The 16,631-nt window shown below is 52.0% G+C and carries 13 protein-coding genes; 11 read left to right on the top strand and 2 right to left on the bottom strand.

Annotated features, from left to right (window positions below; translation table 11 throughout):
• Window positions 1-2 precede the first annotated feature (2 nt).
• From tal to KF749_07395, 11 genes are all read left to right on the top strand, one after another.
• Entirely contained in the window at window positions 3-1,118 is a 1,116-nt protein-coding gene (gene tal / locus KF749_07445; GenBank protein MBX2990987.1) for a transaldolase, read from the top strand.
• Window positions 1,119-1,234: 116 nt separating this feature from the next.
• The gene (zwf, locus tag KF749_07440) at window positions 1,235-2,776 is read left to right on the top strand and encodes a glucose-6-phosphate dehydrogenase (protein MBX2990986.1); all 1,542 of its coding nucleotides are present in this window, start codon (window positions 1,235-1,237) and stop codon (window positions 2,774-2,776) included.
• 165 nt (window positions 2,777-2,941) lie between these two features.
• Window positions 2,942-3,331 carry a hypothetical protein gene (locus KF749_07435; GenBank protein MBX2990985.1) on the top strand — a complete coding sequence of 130 codons (390 nt, stop codon included), beginning with the start codon at window positions 2,942-2,944 and terminating at the stop codon, window positions 3,329-3,331.
• 21 nt (window positions 3,332-3,352) lie between these two features.
• On the top strand, window positions 3,353-3,712 hold the full coding sequence (locus KF749_07430; protein MBX2990984.1) for a carboxymuconolactone decarboxylase family protein: 360 nt from the start codon (window positions 3,353-3,355) through the stop codon (window positions 3,710-3,712).
• Window positions 3,713-3,730: 18 nt separating this feature from the next.
• Window positions 3,731-4,396 carry a hypothetical protein gene (locus KF749_07425; GenBank protein ID MBX2990983.1) on the top strand — a complete coding sequence of 222 codons (666 nt, stop codon included), beginning with the start codon at window positions 3,731-3,733 and terminating at the stop codon, window positions 4,394-4,396.
• Window positions 4,393-5,283 carry a DMT family transporter gene (locus KF749_07420; GenBank protein ID MBX2990982.1) on the top strand — a complete coding sequence of 297 codons (891 nt, stop codon included), beginning with the start codon at window positions 4,393-4,395 and terminating at the stop codon, window positions 5,281-5,283. Before KF749_07425 ends, KF749_07420 begins: the two co-directional genes overlap by 4 nt.
• A gap of 31 nt (window positions 5,284-5,314) precedes the next feature.
• On the top strand, window positions 5,315-7,612 hold the full coding sequence (locus KF749_07415; GenBank protein MBX2990981.1) for a S8 family peptidase: 2,298 nt from the start codon (window positions 5,315-5,317) through the stop codon (window positions 7,610-7,612).
• A 968-nt stretch (window positions 7,613-8,580) separates the two neighbouring features.
• Window positions 8,581-9,069, top strand: a complete 489-nt coding sequence (locus tag KF749_07410; protein ID MBX2990980.1) for a T9SS type A sorting domain-containing protein — start codon at window positions 8,581-8,583, stop codon at window positions 9,067-9,069.
• Between the two features lie 810 nt (window positions 9,070-9,879).
• Entirely contained in the window at window positions 9,880-10,512 is a 633-nt protein-coding gene (locus tag KF749_07405) for a T9SS type A sorting domain-containing protein (protein MBX2990979.1), read from the top strand.
• A 159-nt stretch (window positions 10,513-10,671) separates the two neighbouring features.
• Complete coding sequence (locus tag KF749_07400) at window positions 10,672-11,064, top strand: hypothetical protein (GenBank protein ID MBX2990978.1); 393 nt, start codon at window positions 10,672-10,674, stop codon at window positions 11,062-11,064.
• A 57-nt stretch (window positions 11,065-11,121) separates the two neighbouring features.
• Complete coding sequence (locus tag KF749_07395) at window positions 11,122-14,661, top strand: T9SS type A sorting domain-containing protein (GenBank protein MBX2990977.1); 3,540 nt, start codon at window positions 11,122-11,124, stop codon at window positions 14,659-14,661.
• Between the two features lie 80 nt (window positions 14,662-14,741).
• Here the strand turns inward: KF749_07395 and clpX are convergent, their stop codons facing one another.
• A complete protein-coding gene (gene clpX / locus KF749_07390; protein ID MBX2990976.1) occupies window positions 14,742-16,001 on the bottom strand; it encodes an ATP-dependent Clp protease ATP-binding subunit ClpX in 1,260 nt (419 codons plus the stop codon).
• Window positions 15,998-16,612 (bottom strand): ATP-dependent Clp endopeptidase proteolytic subunit ClpP, encoded by a 615-nt coding sequence (clpP, locus tag KF749_07385; protein MBX2990975.1) that lies wholly within the window; start codon window positions 16,610-16,612, stop codon window positions 15,998-16,000. Before clpP ends, clpX begins: the two co-directional genes overlap by 4 nt.
• Window positions 16,613-16,631 lie beyond the last annotated feature (19 nt).

Below are 16,631 nucleotides of genomic sequence, written 5' to 3'. Positions count from 1 at the left end.
ACATGACGAATATCCGGAAACTGGAACAGCTCGGGCAGAGCATCTGGTATGATAACATCAGCCGAAACGTTCTGCAATCGGGCCAGCTGAAAAAAATGGTGGACGAAGGACTGCTTGGCGTTACTTCCAATCCGACCATTTTCGACAAGGCCATTTCAGGCAGCACGGATTATGACGACCAGATTGCCGGATTGCTTTCCAGGAACCCGGATATCGATACTGCGGAGATTATTCGTGCGTTGATGGTGACTGATATTCAGATGGCGTGCGACGTTTTGCACGAGGTGTACGAGCGTACAAACCGCCGCGACGGGTACGTTAGCATAGAGGTGACCCCTTCAAAAGCCCGGATGACGCAAGAAACGATTGAAGAGGCACGCCTTCTGTGGAATCTCGTCGGCAGGAGGAATCTTATGGTAAAAATCCCTGCTACAAAGGAAGGGCTTCCGGCAATAGAACAGTGTCTCAGCGAGGGAATCAACATCAACGTTACACTGATATTTTCTGTTGATCGCTATCGGGCGGTGACGCGGGCATTCGTTGCAGGGTTGGAGCGGAGAGTTCAGGTCGGACTTCCCGTTCGTGATGTTGCTTCTGTTGCAAGTGTATTCGTCAGTCGCATTGATACACTGGTTGATGATCTTCTTGCAAAGAAGAACGATCCTGCGATGCAGGCCATCATGGGCAAAGCAGCAGTCGCAAACACCAAGTATGTTTATCAAGCGTTCAAGGATGTGTTCTCATCAACACGATGGAAGACATTGAAGGCAAAAGGAGCCGTTGCGCAGCGTCCGTTGTGGGGAAGTACCGGAACGAAAAACCCCGCTTATAGCGACTTGCTCTATGTCGAGACCCTCGTTGGCCGGTACACGGTGAATACCGTACCCCCGGCGACATACAACGCGATTCTCGAACATGCAAAGCCCGCGCTCACTGTCGAGCGTGATATGGACAAGGCGCTTGAGGCACTGTGCGATGTTGCGCGTGCAGGTATTGACATGCGATGGGTTTTGCAGAAGCTTGAAGATGACGGCGTTGCCGCTTTCGAAAAATCGTTTGACGGCCTCTATCAGAATCTTCAGAACAAGCGGAATGAATTTTCTGCAGCCCGTATGTAATTGGCCTGTGATCCGGATTCGTTTCTGTCCGAGTGTCCGAAGAAGCCTTTCATCCTTTGCGGGTGAAAGGCTTTCCTTCTTGCGAGTCAAACGTACTCAATAATCCGTAACCTCTTATGCAATCAGAACTTCCCAATCCTCTCGCCGGATCAAGCCGCATCGAGAAAATGCCCGACCCGTGTACAATGGTGATTTTCGGCGCTTCGGGCGATTTGACGAAACGGAAACTCATTCCCGCAATTTTTGATCTTGCCCGGCAAGGTGTGCTTCCATCCGGTTTCACCATTGTTGGCGCGGGCAGAACAGGCATGTCGCATGAAATGTTCCGCGATTACATGCTAAAAGCTTTGAAAGAATTCGGCAGATTTCAGGATTCCGAGAAGGCTCTATGGGAGACGTTCGTTCGCGGATTGTTCTACGTGACTATCGATCCGGGCAGGCCGGAAGAATATCCAAAGCTGAAGAAAGAACTTGAAGTTATCAATGCAGCAAGAGAGGTGGGGGAGAATGTCCTTTTTTATCTTTCAACTCCGCCGGGCATGTACTCGCCAATCGTAAGAGGCCTTGCGGGCGCGGCGATGAACAAACCCGGAGGACAGAACGCCTGGGTGCGGATCATCATCGAAAAGCCGTTCGGGGTTGATTTGAACTCGGCCCGCAAACTGAACAGCCAAGTGTTGAGTGTGTTCGATGAAGAGCAGGTCTACCGCATTGATCACTATCTCGGCAAGGAAACCGTACAGAACCTGTTGGTGTTCAGATTCGCAAACGGGATTTTCGAGCCGATCTGGAACAGAAACTACATCGATCACGTTCAAATAACGGCGGCTGAAACCGTGGGTGTCGAGAACCGTGGCGGATACTATGAACATGCGGGGGCAATGCGCGACATGATTCAGAATCACATGCTGCAGTTGCTCGCGCTGACTGCAATGGAACCTCCCGTCTTGTTCGATGCCCAACAGGTACGTGATGAGAAACAGAAGGTGTTTCAGGCAATCCGCAGCATCCGGCCTGAAGAGGTTCACGAATACTCGGTGCGGGGACAGTATGCAAGCGGGACTGTGAATGGTACTTCTGTGCCTGCGTACAAATCCGAGCAGGGCGTTTCGCCGGACAGCGTGACGGAAACGTACGTGGCGTTGAAACTTCAAATCGATAGTTGGCGCTGGGCGGATGTCCCGTTTTATGTTCGTTCGGGAAAGAGGTTGCCGAAACGGGTGACGGAGATTGCCATTCAATTCAAAAAAACTCCCCACCATCTGTTCAGGCATTTGCCTGCGGACTCGATCGATCACAACACTATTGTGATTCGTGTCCAGCCCGATGAGGGCATCTCGCTCAAGTTCAGTTCGAAAATTCCCGGCTCGTCCTTGCGGATGCGTCCCGTAACGATGGACTTCCGCTACGGGTCATCCTTCGGAGGACATCTTACCGATGCGTACACACGCCTGATTCTCGATTGCATGCTGGGAGACGCGACGTTGTACGCCCGCGGCGACAGCGTTGACGTTGCCTGGCAATTCATCACACCTATTCATGAAGGATGGATTGCAAACAAGAATTCCAACATATACGAGTACACTTCAGGAACGTGGGGTCCGAAAGAGGCCGATGAGTTGCTCGCAAAAGACGGTCGACGATGGAGATTTCCGTGATCGGAAGTTCGCTGATACCAGCTTCATTGTCGCTGTGATAGTTTCATTTTTCTGCGACAACTGTTTCTGATGCCGGAAGGATGGTGCCCGACGTGTTCATTTTGAAATGAAGCCCATAGTGTTCACCGTAACGCCAACTTATACGCAATGTTGACTGACGCAGAGTTGCAATTTTTCTATTTTGGCTTTTACAAAGTGCTGAAACGGTACCGGCTGACGTCGATTACGGGATGGGTGATTGTTCTGTTGGGATGCTTGAGTATTCCGCTCGGATGGCAGTTCGGAAGAACTGCCGGACCAATGGAAGTTCTGCTTGCCGTCCTGACAATGTTCGCGGGATTCGCCGTCGTGTGGCAGAACATCGCGGCCCTCGAGGAATACCTGCACATTCCGTTTCCGTTTTCTTCGACGGAACCAACACACGCGGCAATTTCCGAGACCAAAGAAATCATGAAAGATGTTCTTGACGGCGGCTGGCAAGAAGCGTTTGAAGCTATCGGTAGACTGCGGGCTCTGCAGGTAAAGCACAGTCTGCCGCCGCTGGAATCCCACTAAACCACTTCTAAGGAGAAAAGTATGTCCGGCAGGGTAAAAGAATTCAATGACTTTCGTTCGAGAATGAACGAGCGGATACTCGCCATCGAAAACCGGCCCATCAAGAGATTTTTCGGAGTTGATACGTTGACATACGAGCCGGGTGCTCTCGATGTCAAAACGAAAGAAATGCTCGGCCTCGTCGCCTCGATGGTTCTGCGCTGCGATGATTGCATTGCCTATCACATCCAAGAGTGCAGGAAGGAAGGCGTCACAAACGAAGAACTGTACGATGTGTTCAGCATTGCGCTGGTCGTCGGCGGCTCGATTGTGATTCCGCATTTGCGCCGTGCCGTTGCATTTCTCGATGAATACAACGAACCGGAACAGAACAACGCGTGATTGCTGAAAGGCAAACAGATGACGCGTGATCATGTTCCGGTGCGGAAACTTGTCTGGGTGGCATTGTTCGCCATCGCTTTTGCGTTTGTCGAGTCGAGCATCGTCGTCTATCTGCGCGCGCTGTACTACCCTGAGGGCTTCAGCTTTCCGCTGAAGATGATTAGTACAACGCATCTTGCGGTTGAACTTGCCCGCGAGGCAGCCACGATTGTAATGCTTGCTGCAATAGGAATTGTTGCCGGGGGAAGAGGCTGGCAGAAATTCGGATACTTCTGTATTGCCTTCGGCGTGTGGGATATTTTCTATTATGTGTGGCTCAAGGTGATTCTCGACTGGCCGGCTTCGCTCACTGATTGGGATGTTCTCTTTTTGATTCCTGTTCCGTGGATTGGCCCGGTAGTGTCAGCGGGCTTGATCGCGGCTCTTTTGGTTGTCGTTGGTGTTGATATCGTCTATCGCATTGCGCTTCACAAGTACTTTGCTCCCGCCATCCTGAGTTGGTTGCTTGCCATTCTCGGCACGGCGGCTATTCTCTATTCATTCATGAACGATACAGATGCGACAGTTCGTGGCAGTATGCCGCTGCCGTACCGGTACGATTTGCTTGTGTCCGGACTGGCGTTGTATGTCGGCGGGTACATTGCAGCCTGCCGGCCTCGTAGCACATCAAAGGCTGCTGCATGACTGAGCTTGAGCGCATTCGCCAGCAGCGTGCACAACTGCTTCTCCTTCTCGTCGTCATCATCTGGGCAACCAATTTCCCGATTGCCAAGTTTGCCATCTCCCATCTTGACGTGTTTGTGTTCAACGGCATCCGTTTTGTCGTGGCATTTCTTGTGCTGGCGGCGATGTTCTTTTCGACATCGGTTTGGACTCCCGTTCAGAAATCAGATTGGAAGAGTATTCTCCGGGCCGGATTTATTGCGAACGTGTTGTATCAATGCGCGTTCATTGTCGGCCTCGCGCTCACAACAGCGGGCAATGCCGCCATTCTCATGGCAACGTCTCCACTGTGGACAATCCTCTTTCACGCGCGGTTGCACAAGGAGAAAATTCAAGAAATGATGTGGCTCGGCATGGGACTTTCCCTTGCCGGCGTGATCATGATTATTGCGGGAAGCGGAAAAAAACTCCAGTTGGGCGGACATGAAATTATTGGCGATCTCGTTTGCCTCGCGGCAGCGATTTTATGGGGATTCAGCACAAATCTCCAAAAACCTCTGCTTGTCCGCTACTCATCACTCCATCTTGCAACAATGATGATTGGCATCGGGGCAGTAGGGCTTGTGCTTGCGGCTGTACCTTCGGCAATCATGACGGACTGGTCATCAGTTGGCTGGACAATTTGGGTTGCGGCAATTGTGTCCGGGATTCTTTCGATTGGGCTTGCGAACGCATTCTGGTCGTACGGCGTTCAACGACTGGGCCCGGGAAAGACGAGCAGCTTCAGTAATCTTGTTCCGGTCCTTGCCTTTGTTGTCTCGTACGTTGTGCTCGACGAGCAAGTATATCTGATTCAAGTGTTCGGCTCCGCGATTACTATTGCAGGTGTGTGGATTGCGCGGCGCTAATATTCATCAATTATGATCAGAAGGGAATCTCATGAAAACCATTTCTCTCATTTTGCTATTGTGCGGAGCCTTCTCCGCCTTCTCTCAATCATCTCGTATTGACTTTCGATTCGATTTTCTGAAACGTCAGGCCGAGGCAGCGGGACAGGTTGATGTGCCGGTTTCTGCCACGATCAGATTTTCGGAAAAGCCGGATGAGGCCCTGCTTCAACTTGTGGAACGGTCGGGAGTACGTTTTGTGATGTACAACGGAAAGCGGCTCGGTTCCGAGACAGTCTTTCCCGTTGAAGTTACGTTTGATGATATGCAGAAGCTTGATCGTGTTCACGGAATTATTGCCGTTCAACCTTCGTGGCGTCCCGTCCGAGTTCCTCCGCTCGATGTCAGCCGTCCGCAAATTCAGGCCGATACTGTCTGGCAGCGCAACGATCAGCTTGGAAGAAAAATCACCGGGAAAGGCGCGATCATTGCCGACTTCGATACGGGTGTGGATTTCTTTCACCCGATGCTCTTCTTCGCCGATGGCGATACGCTCAACTGGCTCGATGTCAACAGTAACAGCGTATTCGATCCGGGAACTGATGCCGTAGACTTGAATGGAAACGGAATTGCCGATCCGGGCGAAATCCTCCGATACCGTGAAATCTCCTACTCCGGCAATACAGGCGGTGTGTACGACGTGAATCTCGATTTTCTCTACAATGATGCGAACAACGACGGCACGAGAAACTCCGGTACCGGTGCCGGATTCACCGAAGCATCGCCGACGTACGGTGAGCAGTGGTTCATTGCGCTTGATGCAAACGGCAACAATCGACTGAATGTGGGGGAGAAGTTGGTCGGATTGAAGACATCGAAGATCCGGGCAATCAGAGAAACAAGCGGAGTTGTACGGCGACGCGGAATTGATTTGATCAATGCGAATCCTGATACCGGCCCGTACGGCGGACACGGAACTTCGGTTGCGGGAATTGCCGTCGGCGGAATCGAAGGTGTTCACCGTCTCGCCGGAATTGCCCCCGGTGCCGACATGATTTTCGGATCAATCGAGTACAACAACACTCCCCGTTTCTTTACCGGACTGGCGGCTATGATGGCATGGGCCGCGGCTGAGGGCGCCGATGTGTTTTTGGTGGAGGATGGAGAATGGGTGTGGGAGTATCTGGACGGTTCGTCGAACGAAGAAATCATGATCAACGAGTATGCGGCGAACGGCATCGTACAAGTAATGCCTGCCGGCAATCTCACCGGCGGATTTATGCAGAAAACAGTCACGGTCAATGCCAGCGACTCGACAACGATTACCTTCACGGGCGGTTCGTCATCGCAAGTATGGCCTTCAGTCAGATGGATGGGAAACGCGAGTGATGTTACCGTATCGCTCCAAGTTGCATCGAGCAGCTTTGTGCCGCTGCCGGGTGACGGTTCGACGATCACGATCGGGACTAAATCCGTTTACTCCAACAAAGGTACGTCATCACGCAACACCACAATGATGGCTGTGTATATCGCATCAAGCGGCTCGACGACGTACAATCTTCGCGTTGTCAATACAAGCGGTACGGCGAAGCGCATTGATTGTATGTTGGGCGACAACGGATTCAGTTGGAGCGGCTTGGCGCGTTGGAGTTCTCCCTCCGAAGACAATACGGCAACATGGCCCTCCACCGCCGATAGCGCCATCGGCGTAGGCGCGTACAAGAACAAATCCAACGACACCAACATCAATACCTTCAGCGGAAAAGGAACCCGTCTCGACGGCTTCCGCATTGTTGACGTTGCCTCGCCCGGCAGTACAGTGTACACCATCGGGCGCAACGTAACGTACACCGGGTTCGGAGGAACAAGCTCGGCCGGGCCTCATGTTGCCGGTGCAGCGGCACTTCTGCTTCAAGCCGACACCACACTGCGACACAGGCACGTCAAGGCGCTTCTGCAAGCCGGCGCCATCGCCGATCAGTACACCGGAACCGTTCCCAACACAACGTGGGGGTTCGGCAAACTGCGCATTGCCAATTCGTTGAACCTGATCGTAACGGATGTGACCGGGATTCCCGAACTTCCCGCTGCATTCATTCTTTCTCAAAACTATCCCAACCCGTTCAACCCGACAACAAACATCAAATACCAAATCCCGAATACCAACCATGTGACGCTGAAGGTGTTTGACCTTCTCGGTCGGGAAGTAGCGACATTGGTAGATGAAGTAAAGACGGCTGGTGAGTATGCGGTACAATTCAATACTTCGGGATTGGCCAGCGGCGTCTATTTTTACAGACTTTCGATTCCCGGCTCTGTTGCGACCCGTAAGATGATGGTCGTGAAGTAATTCTTGCCGAATGCCGGGCTGCGGATTTCCGTTGCAGTTCGGCATTTGGTGCAGTATATTTCGGCTGTCAACTATTCCTCACTTCTCTTATCTGAAAGGGAAGAGCTATGACACACTCCCGAACAGAACACCTGCTGTTGATTCCCCTCGCTGTATCATTTTTCATCTACGGTCAAATAGCTGCGCAGCCAATTGTTGTCTCTGCAAAGCAGGGAACATCCATGCTGCTTCAAATGGACAATCGGGGAGCGATCGGAAAGGTCTCGTATCTCATTACTCCACCACCGGAAGATTCCATCGGATTGGAATTCCCTGCTGAATCACGGATTGAACATCTCTATGCCGCCGGATTATGGATTGGTGGATTGATTGATACGACACTCAGCGGAACTGGTGAGAAGATTCGAGTCGTTTCGACGGCGTACGAGGGATATGCCGGTCCATTGTATGAATTCTATCCGGTCCAATCTCAGTCAGATTCAATTTGGAAAGTGTACGGCCAAGGCGCGCCAAAACCCGCGGGCTGGGATGCATACTGGGGAACGTCGTTGGCATACACGCCGATTGCGGATCAAAACTTCTTTTGCCGTTACACCGATTATGATATACGGCCCATGGCTCATGTTCCGATGCGATTGAAAGTGATCCAGAGTTCATTTACGTGGGACTCTCCTATTCAGATTATGCGCTATCATATCATTAACAACTCACAACGAACGATTGATAGCTGTTATGTCGGTATGTTTGCCGACGCTGATGTCGGTCCGTCAGGCGTACCGCAATACTATCTTCGCAACCATACAGGCTACTATTCACTCAACAGGTTGGCGTATGTCCACAATCGTGTTGACAGCGGTTCGACGCCGTTCGGGATCAGTTTGTTGGATCCGCCTTCATCGGAGCGTCTCACGTTTCAGCGATATTACCTTTTCAATATTCCAAGCCCGGATGGTCCAAAATATCTTGCGATGAGTTCCGGGACTATTGCCCCTGATGACTTCCCGTCACTCTACAACGCTCAAATTCTCCTTGCTATCGGCCCGTTCTTCTTGCAGCCCTCCGATACATTGAGGTTTGCCGTAGCAATTATGTGCGCATATACCTTAACGGGATTGCAGAACGCCGCTGCTCAGGCATTGAACTTATATAACAGTCTGATTCTTTCCACTCCATCAACAGAAAACGGCGTGCCGTCAGAGTTCTTCCTCGCTCAGAATTATCCCAACCCGTTCAATCCCACCACGACCATCACGTACAAACTGCCAACAGCGGCAGGTGTCACGCTCACGGTGTACGATATGTTGGGGCGGGAGGTGGCGACGTTGGTAGATGAAGTGAAGACTGCTGGTGAGTATGCGGTACAATTTAATACTTCGGGATTGGCCAGCGGCGTCTATTTTTACAGACTTTCGATTCCCGGCTCTGTTGCGACGCGCAAGATGATGGTCGTGAAGTAATTCTTACCGAATGCCGGGCTGCGGATTTCCGTTGCAGTTCGGCATTTGGTGTAGTATATTTCGGCTGTCAACTATTCCTCACTTCTTATCTGAAAGGGAAGAGCTATGACACACTCTCGAACAGAACACCTGCTGTTGGTTCCCCTCGCTGTATCACTTTTCATCTACGGTCAAATCGTTGCGCAGCCAAATGTTGTCTCTGCAAAGCAGGGAACAACCATGTTGCTCCAAATGGACAATCGAGGGATGATGGGCAAGGTTTCGTATCTCATCACACCTCCTCCGCATGATTCCATCGGATTGGATTTTCCCGCCGGTGCACGGATCGAACATCTCTACATTGGCGGGATGTGGGTTGGGGGATTGATTGATACAACAGGTACGGGAACCGGTCCGAAGGCAAAGGCCGTGTCAACTCTCACTGAGTTTGCTCCGGGACTCACCGCTGCTGATTCCATCTGGAGAGTGTATGGGCAAGGTACTCCGAAACCTCCCGGGTGGGATGCATACTGGGGGACGTCATTGGCGTACACGCCTGTCGCGGATCAGAACTTCTTCTGCCGGTATACGGACTACGATGTCAGACCCGCGGGACATACCCCTATTGGATTGAAGGTGATCCAGAGTTCATTCACGTGGGACTCTCCCATCAACGAGGGCATAGAGATTATTCGATATCATATCATCAATACATCAACGCGGACGGTTGACAGCTGCTACATCGGTATGTATGCGGATCCTGATGTCGGCCCAAACGATGTGCCCCTTTTCCACACGCGTAATTTTGCGGGCTTCTTTGCCTCAACGCGAATGGCATACGTTGCCAATCCGCTTGATTCCGGCTCGACGCCATTTGGTGTCAGCTTGTTGGATCCCTCCTCTTCGGCGCGCATTACGTTTCAGAGGTTTCCTCTTTCCGGTATACCAAACTCGGATGCAGCAACTTACGATATGATGAGTTCCGGCGGGATAGCGCCCGATGAATTCCCGTCCTTGTCCGACACGCGTTTTCTTCTCGCTATTGGTCCGTTCCACCTCGCGCCGTACGATACGATGCGGTTCGCCTTGGCAATTGTGTGTGCGTACAACTTAACGGGATTGCAGAGCACGGCTATTCAGGCGCTGAATTTGTACAACAGTTTTGTTCTCTCCACTCCATCAACAGAGAACGGCGTGCCGTCAGAGTTCTTCCTCGCTCAGAATTATCCAAATCCCTTCAATCCCACCACGACCATCACGTATCAACTGCCGGTCGTGGCGGACGTTACGCTCACGGTGTACGATATGTTGGGGCGGGAGGTGGCGACGTTGGTGAACGGGAGAAGAAACGCAGGCAACCATTCGGTTCAGTTCGACGCAACCGGGCAGGCGAGCGGGGTGTATTTCTACAAGTTGCAGGCGGGATCGTTCGTGCAAACAAAGCGGATGCTTCTCGTACGTTAGCCCGGCAAGTAACTCAACAGGAACGAAATACCTGAAGGGCGGAGAAAACTCCGCCCTTTGTATTGACTTTTCCCCCGTTCAATGCTTACCTTATTCGCAGCCCTCGCGACAAAACCTTTCCGGGTTTTCTCGATTCTACTTCCATAACGTGATTGGTCAGTGACCGGCATTTATCAGCTAAACCGTGTTGTTGCGTTTTTTCTTCTCCTGCTTGCGGGCTGTTCCGGGGCGCCGAACAGCGAGCAGAGGGCAGAGTACTTTGCAAACGAGAGATTCGGCGGCGAGTTTGAGATCGTTCCCGGCGGTGGCGAGTTTGTTTTGTGTGTGAAGAAAGAGAAACCGAAACCCGGCGTTCAACCTCTCGCATTCTTCGTCTATTCAACAACAGCGGACTCAATTGTGTACGAGCGTGAGTTGGAGAGCGGAACCGTAAAATGGTTGGAGGAAGGAAAACTCTCCATCGTCCGGATTCCCGGCAACATTTCAGGCGACGAAACGGCGGATGCGTTCACCGAAATCTACGACCTGAGTACACGAACCTCATCCAAATAACCGGATCGGATTAGTTATCAACCATCATATCATTTCATCATCACCGAAAGGTATATCATGAACCGGAAGCTACTCATCGGAGTTGTTGTTCTGCTAACGCTCGGCATTTCGGGTGTGTATTTTTTTGGCAAAGACAAGGTCACTGATGACGCCATGTATCTGACGGCGGAGGAAGTGAGTGAGTATCAGCAATTGCTGAAACTCAAATCCAAACTCGATCCCGATTCGCCCGAAGGAATCCGGAATGCTGCCCGGGTCAGGACGCTTGAAAAGATCCGGCTGGGCGAAGCAAAGGCGGAAGCACCACACCAGTTTGCCCGCATTCTGCACGAAATGCGCATCCCGTACGGCGAGGCGGTTCACGCGTATCCTCCAAACCACAAAATGACGGAGCTGACAAAAGCACGCTACAGCGCGCCGACTTCTCCAAACATTCTTACCTGGATCAGTCGGGGGCCGGGCAATGTTCCGGGTCGGGCAAGAGGTATCGTCGTCGATCCGGCAGACCCGAATTATAATACGTGGTATTTTGGCTCGGTCGGAGGGGGCGTCTGGAAAACCACAAATGCTGGGGCAAGCTGGCGTGAGTTGACGGCGAATATGCCGAACCTTGCCGCCTCCGTGATTATCCAATCTCCCTCCAACCCGAATATCATGTACGTCGGAACAGGAGAGAGTATGTTCAGTGTGGATGTCGTGAATGGAGATGGAATTCTCAAGTCCACAGATCGCGGCGAAACGTGGTTTCAACTTACCAGCACGATCAACAACGATAACTTCAACAACATTGCCCGGATGATTGTCCACCCGCAGAACCCGGATGTTGTTTTGGCGGCAACCTCATCGGGACGCTACAAACAGAACACCGTGAACAAGTCGGGTATTTATAAATCGACAAACGGCGGTGTGAGTTGGTATCAAGTGTATCTTGAGACTGATATCGGGACGTTCGACCGCGTAAAGAAAGTACTTCAGATAATTGAAACACCCGGCAACTTTGATATTCAATATGCGGCAATCGATGAAAAGGGGATCATTAAGTCGACGGATGCCGGAGAGACGTGGTTCCTTTCGTCAAGCGGCATCAATGATCAGACGGGGAGATACGAGCTTGCGATTGCCCCATCGAACGTGAATAAGATCTACGCGGCCTCGGAAGGGACGCCGAATTCCAATCTCTATGTTACCACCAATGCAGGGGCCAGTTGGACTCTCACAACTGTAAGCGGCACGAACGTGAATTGGCTTTCATCGCAAGGCTGGTATGATAACACGATTGTTGTACATCCGACAAACGAGAACCGCGTGTACGTCGGCGGCGTGAATCTCTATGTGATCACGATGATCTCTGAGACCCAGCGTACGATTGCCTCCATGTCTGCCGGCGCAGTTCACGTTGATCATCATAACCTCATGATTATACCGAAGCCGAACAATTCATTCCGTATTATCAATGCGAATGATGGAGGTATGGGAATTTCTACCGATAGCTCAACGGGCTGGATTAATCCCGGCAATGGTATGATCACGAGCCAATTCTACGGCGTTGATAAACGTCCCGGCGCCAGTGCCTACTTCGGCGGTATGCAGGACAACGGGACGTGGCGCTCGCCCATCGATCCGAATGCCTTGACGGGATGGACATCCCAAATCGGCGGTGACGGATACGAAACCTCTTGGCACTTCGACGATCCGTTGAGACTCATCGGCGGCTCGCAGTACAACGGCTTGCGACGATCAACGAACGGCGGATCGAGTTTTGTTTCCGCAACAAGCGGATTGGCAACGGGTTCGGGCAATGCGCCGTTCATCACAAAAATTGCCAAGACAAACATGGAACCCGATTTGCTGTTCGCAGTCGGCGCCAGCGGCGTGTACCGTTCGACCAATTTCGGTCAGAACTGGGTGTTGACTTCAATTCCCAGCGGCACCTGGGGGGCAATCAGTTCTTTCCACGATGTCAGAATTTCGCGCTCCAATCCGGATATCGTGTGGGCCGGTTCGCGAATGGATGCGACAGGCAAGATCCATCTTTCAACGAACCGGGGAGTGACGTTCACACCCGTTCCCGACTTCACGGGAACAACAATGGGGGGCATTTCCGGACTTGCAACGCATCCGTGGGAGGATTCGACAGCCTATGTTCTCTTCAGTTTTGCACAGAAACCAAAGATTCTGCGCACAACCAATCTCGGTCAAACGTGGGAAGATATCAGCGGGTACATACCCGGCCCTTCGAGCAACAACGGCTTCCCCGACGTTGCTGTGTATGATCTTCTTGTCCTTCCGCATACGCCGAACGTTTTGTGGGCGGGAACGGAGATCGGTTTGTTTGAATCCACGAACAACGGCACAAGCTGGCATCTTGCCAATAACGGTATGCCTGCAGCCTGCATTTGGTTTATGACGCATGTTGAGGATGAAGTTGTGCTTGCGACGCACGGCAGAGGAATCTGGAGCGTGAACATACCGGGTCTTGCTGGAGGTCAAACGTTCAAGCCGCTGCTTGGAACGATGGCGCAGGCACCGGACGGGATGCTTTCAATTCCCGTGACGTTGCGCGGGCTGTATGACTCGACCATCGTTGCCATCAACGACACTCCGTTCGTCAAGCTCGGAGCCAATCCTGTTGCGATGCGCGATACCATTGTCAAATATCCTGTCCTTCAAGCTCGCACGCTGACGGTCTCAGTGGCTTCCTATAAAGGGGGAGTTGTGTACCCCTCTATCGCAAGGAGTATCGCAGTTATTGTGATTGCCCCTGCGCGGTCCGCCTACTCGAATACATTCAATGCTGCAACAAGTGATTTCACAGGGACTGGATTCAGTGTTACGACGCCGACAGGATTTACGGACGGCGGAATTCACACCGCCCATCCCTATGGCAACAATCTCAACAACACGTATACGCTTACAATCCCGATTATAGTTGCGCCAACAAACGCATATCTTGCATATGATAACGTCGCCCTTGTTGAACCCGGTGAACCGGGCGCTCCGTTTGGCGATCCGTCCTTCTACGATTATGTTATTGTCGAAGGAACGCGGGACGGTATTAACTGGATTCCGCTGGCAAACGGCTACGATGCAACATACGACCCGGCGTGGTTGAATGCGTACAATACGTCAACCCCCGGGAACGCGACAATGTTTCGCCATCACGAACTGAATCTCCGCGATGTATTCAATACCGGCGAGAACATCTTTGTCCGGTTCCGGCTTTATACGGATGCGGGAGTCACCGGCTGGGGCTGGGCAATTGACAATCTCGAAATTCAGGAGCGGATTACAGATGTTGCAGAAGGGAACGGTGGGCCGTCCCGCTTTGCCCTCGAACAGAATTTTCCGAACCCCTTCAATCCCGAAACGCGTATCAGCTACCAGTTACCGCGACAGGAAAACGCGGTATTGAAAATCTTTAGTATCAACGGACAGGAAATCCGGACACTCGTCAACGAAACGCAACGTGCCGGAACATACACCGTAGCGTGGGATGGTAAGAACGCAAAAGGAATGCCGGTTGCCAGCGGAATCTACTTTTATCGACTGACAGCAGGCACGTTTGCGGAGGCGCGGAAGATGGTCTTGACGCGATAGAACGGCAGGCACTCTCATAAGACAGAAAGGCGAGCCGTGAAAAGCTCGCCTTTGTTGTTTTTCAAGAACCCCCTGAGTGTCTATGCAGATTGTTTTCTCTCTTCGAACGTGTAGAGAGGGTCTTTCTTCTTGAGAATGACATCCTTTGTTATCGTGCAGGTCGCGACGTTTTCGCGTTCGGGCAAGGTGTACATGATCTCGAGCATCACTTCTTCTATGATGGAACGGAGCGCCCGGGCTCCTGTGCCGCGCTCGATGGCCTTCTGCACAACCATCCTGATTGCCGAGTCTTCGAAATGCAACTCGACACCTTCCATACGGAACAACTTCTTGTACTGTTTGACAAGCGCATTCTTCGGTTCGGTGAGGATGTTACGCAGCGCTTCTTCGCCCAGTGCATGCAATGAGGCAATCAGCGGCATGCGACCGATGAATTCCGGGATGAGCCCGAATTTCATCAAATCCTCAGGCTGCACCAGTTGCAGCATATCCGTACCGTTCGAGTCGTGTTTCCCTTTGATGTCGGCGCCGAATCCCATCGGGTTCTTGTTCACGCGGCGGGCGATGATTTTGTCGAGCCCCTCGAATGCGCCGCCGCAGATGAACAGAATATTCCGTGTGTTGATGTTGATGAGACTCTGTTCAGGGTGCTTTCTGCCGCCCTTCGGCGGCACGCCGGCAACAGTTCCTTCCAGAATCTTGAGCAGCGCTTGTTGCACACCTTCGCCGGAAACGTCGCGGGTAATGGAAGCGCTGTCGCTTTTGCGGGCGATCTTGTCGATTTCGTCAATGTAAATGATGCCGCGTTCCGCCTTCTCCACGTTGTATTCGGCATTCTGGAGAAGATGGACCAGAATCGTCTCGACATCGTCGCCTACATAACCCGCTTCCGTCAATGTTGTGGCATCGGCGATTGCAAACGGTAAATCAAGAATCCTGGCAAGTGTTTTTGCCAGCAGTGTCTTGCCGGTTCCTGTCGGCCCGATGAGAAGAATATTCGATTTTTCGATCTCCACATCATCAATATCGAACAGGCGATCTTTCTCGTCGATGCGCTTGTAGTGATTGTACACCGCAACCGCAAGACTCTTCTTCGCCTGCTCTTGTCCGATAACATACTCATCGAGGGCGGTTTTGATTTGTGATGGCGTAAGCGCGCCTTTCATTCCCTTGCGAGCCGTGAACGCCGCAAGATTGTTGCGGATAATATCCACGGAGCTTGATACGCAGATATCGCAGATGTAGACATCCGGCCCGGCGATGATGCTCTGCACTTCTTCGGGACTTCTCCCGCAGAACGAGCAATGGATCTTCTCGTTGCCTCGTGTACGCTGATTCACTTTTTCTCTTTCTCTTTTTTGAAATAGACAGTATCAATCAGTCCGTAGTTCTTTGCTTCCTCGGCTGCGAGATAGCGGTCACGATCAGTATCGCGCTCGATGGATTCGAGGGGTTGACCTGTGTGATGCGAGAGAATCTGGTTCAGACGCTTTTTCGTTTTGAGAATTTCTTCAGCCTGAATGCTGATGTCGGATGCCGTGCCCTGTACGCCCCCCCACGGCTGGTGAATCATGATGCGGGAATTCGGCAATGCTGCACGCTTTCCTTTTGTTCCGCCCGCCAGCAACACAGCGCCCATGCTTGCGGCCATGCCGATGCAGATCGTTGCAACGTCGGGACGAATGTACTGGATCGTATCGTAAATTGCCAGACCGGATGATACGCTTCCTCCCGGACTGTTGATGTAGAGATTTATATCCTTGTCCGGATCCTCTGATTCCAGAAACAGCAGTTGCGCAATGGCGAGGCTGGCGACCGTGTCGTCAATCGGCGTTCCGATGAACACGATACGCTCCTTGAGAAGGCGCGAGAAAATATCGTACGCCCGCTCGCCGCGTCCCGTTTGCTCCACAACCATCGGCACCAATTGACTCTGTGTGCTGAAACTCATCCCCTGATCCTTTCTATTC

It is taken from the genome of Bacteroidota bacterium (assembly GCA_019637975.1).
Classification (GTDB): Bacteria; Bacteroidota; Ignavibacteria; order UBA10030; family UBA6906; genus CAADGV01.
Note: the sequence above shows the minus strand (reverse complement) of the source record. Positions and strands in the feature narration are given on the sequence as shown.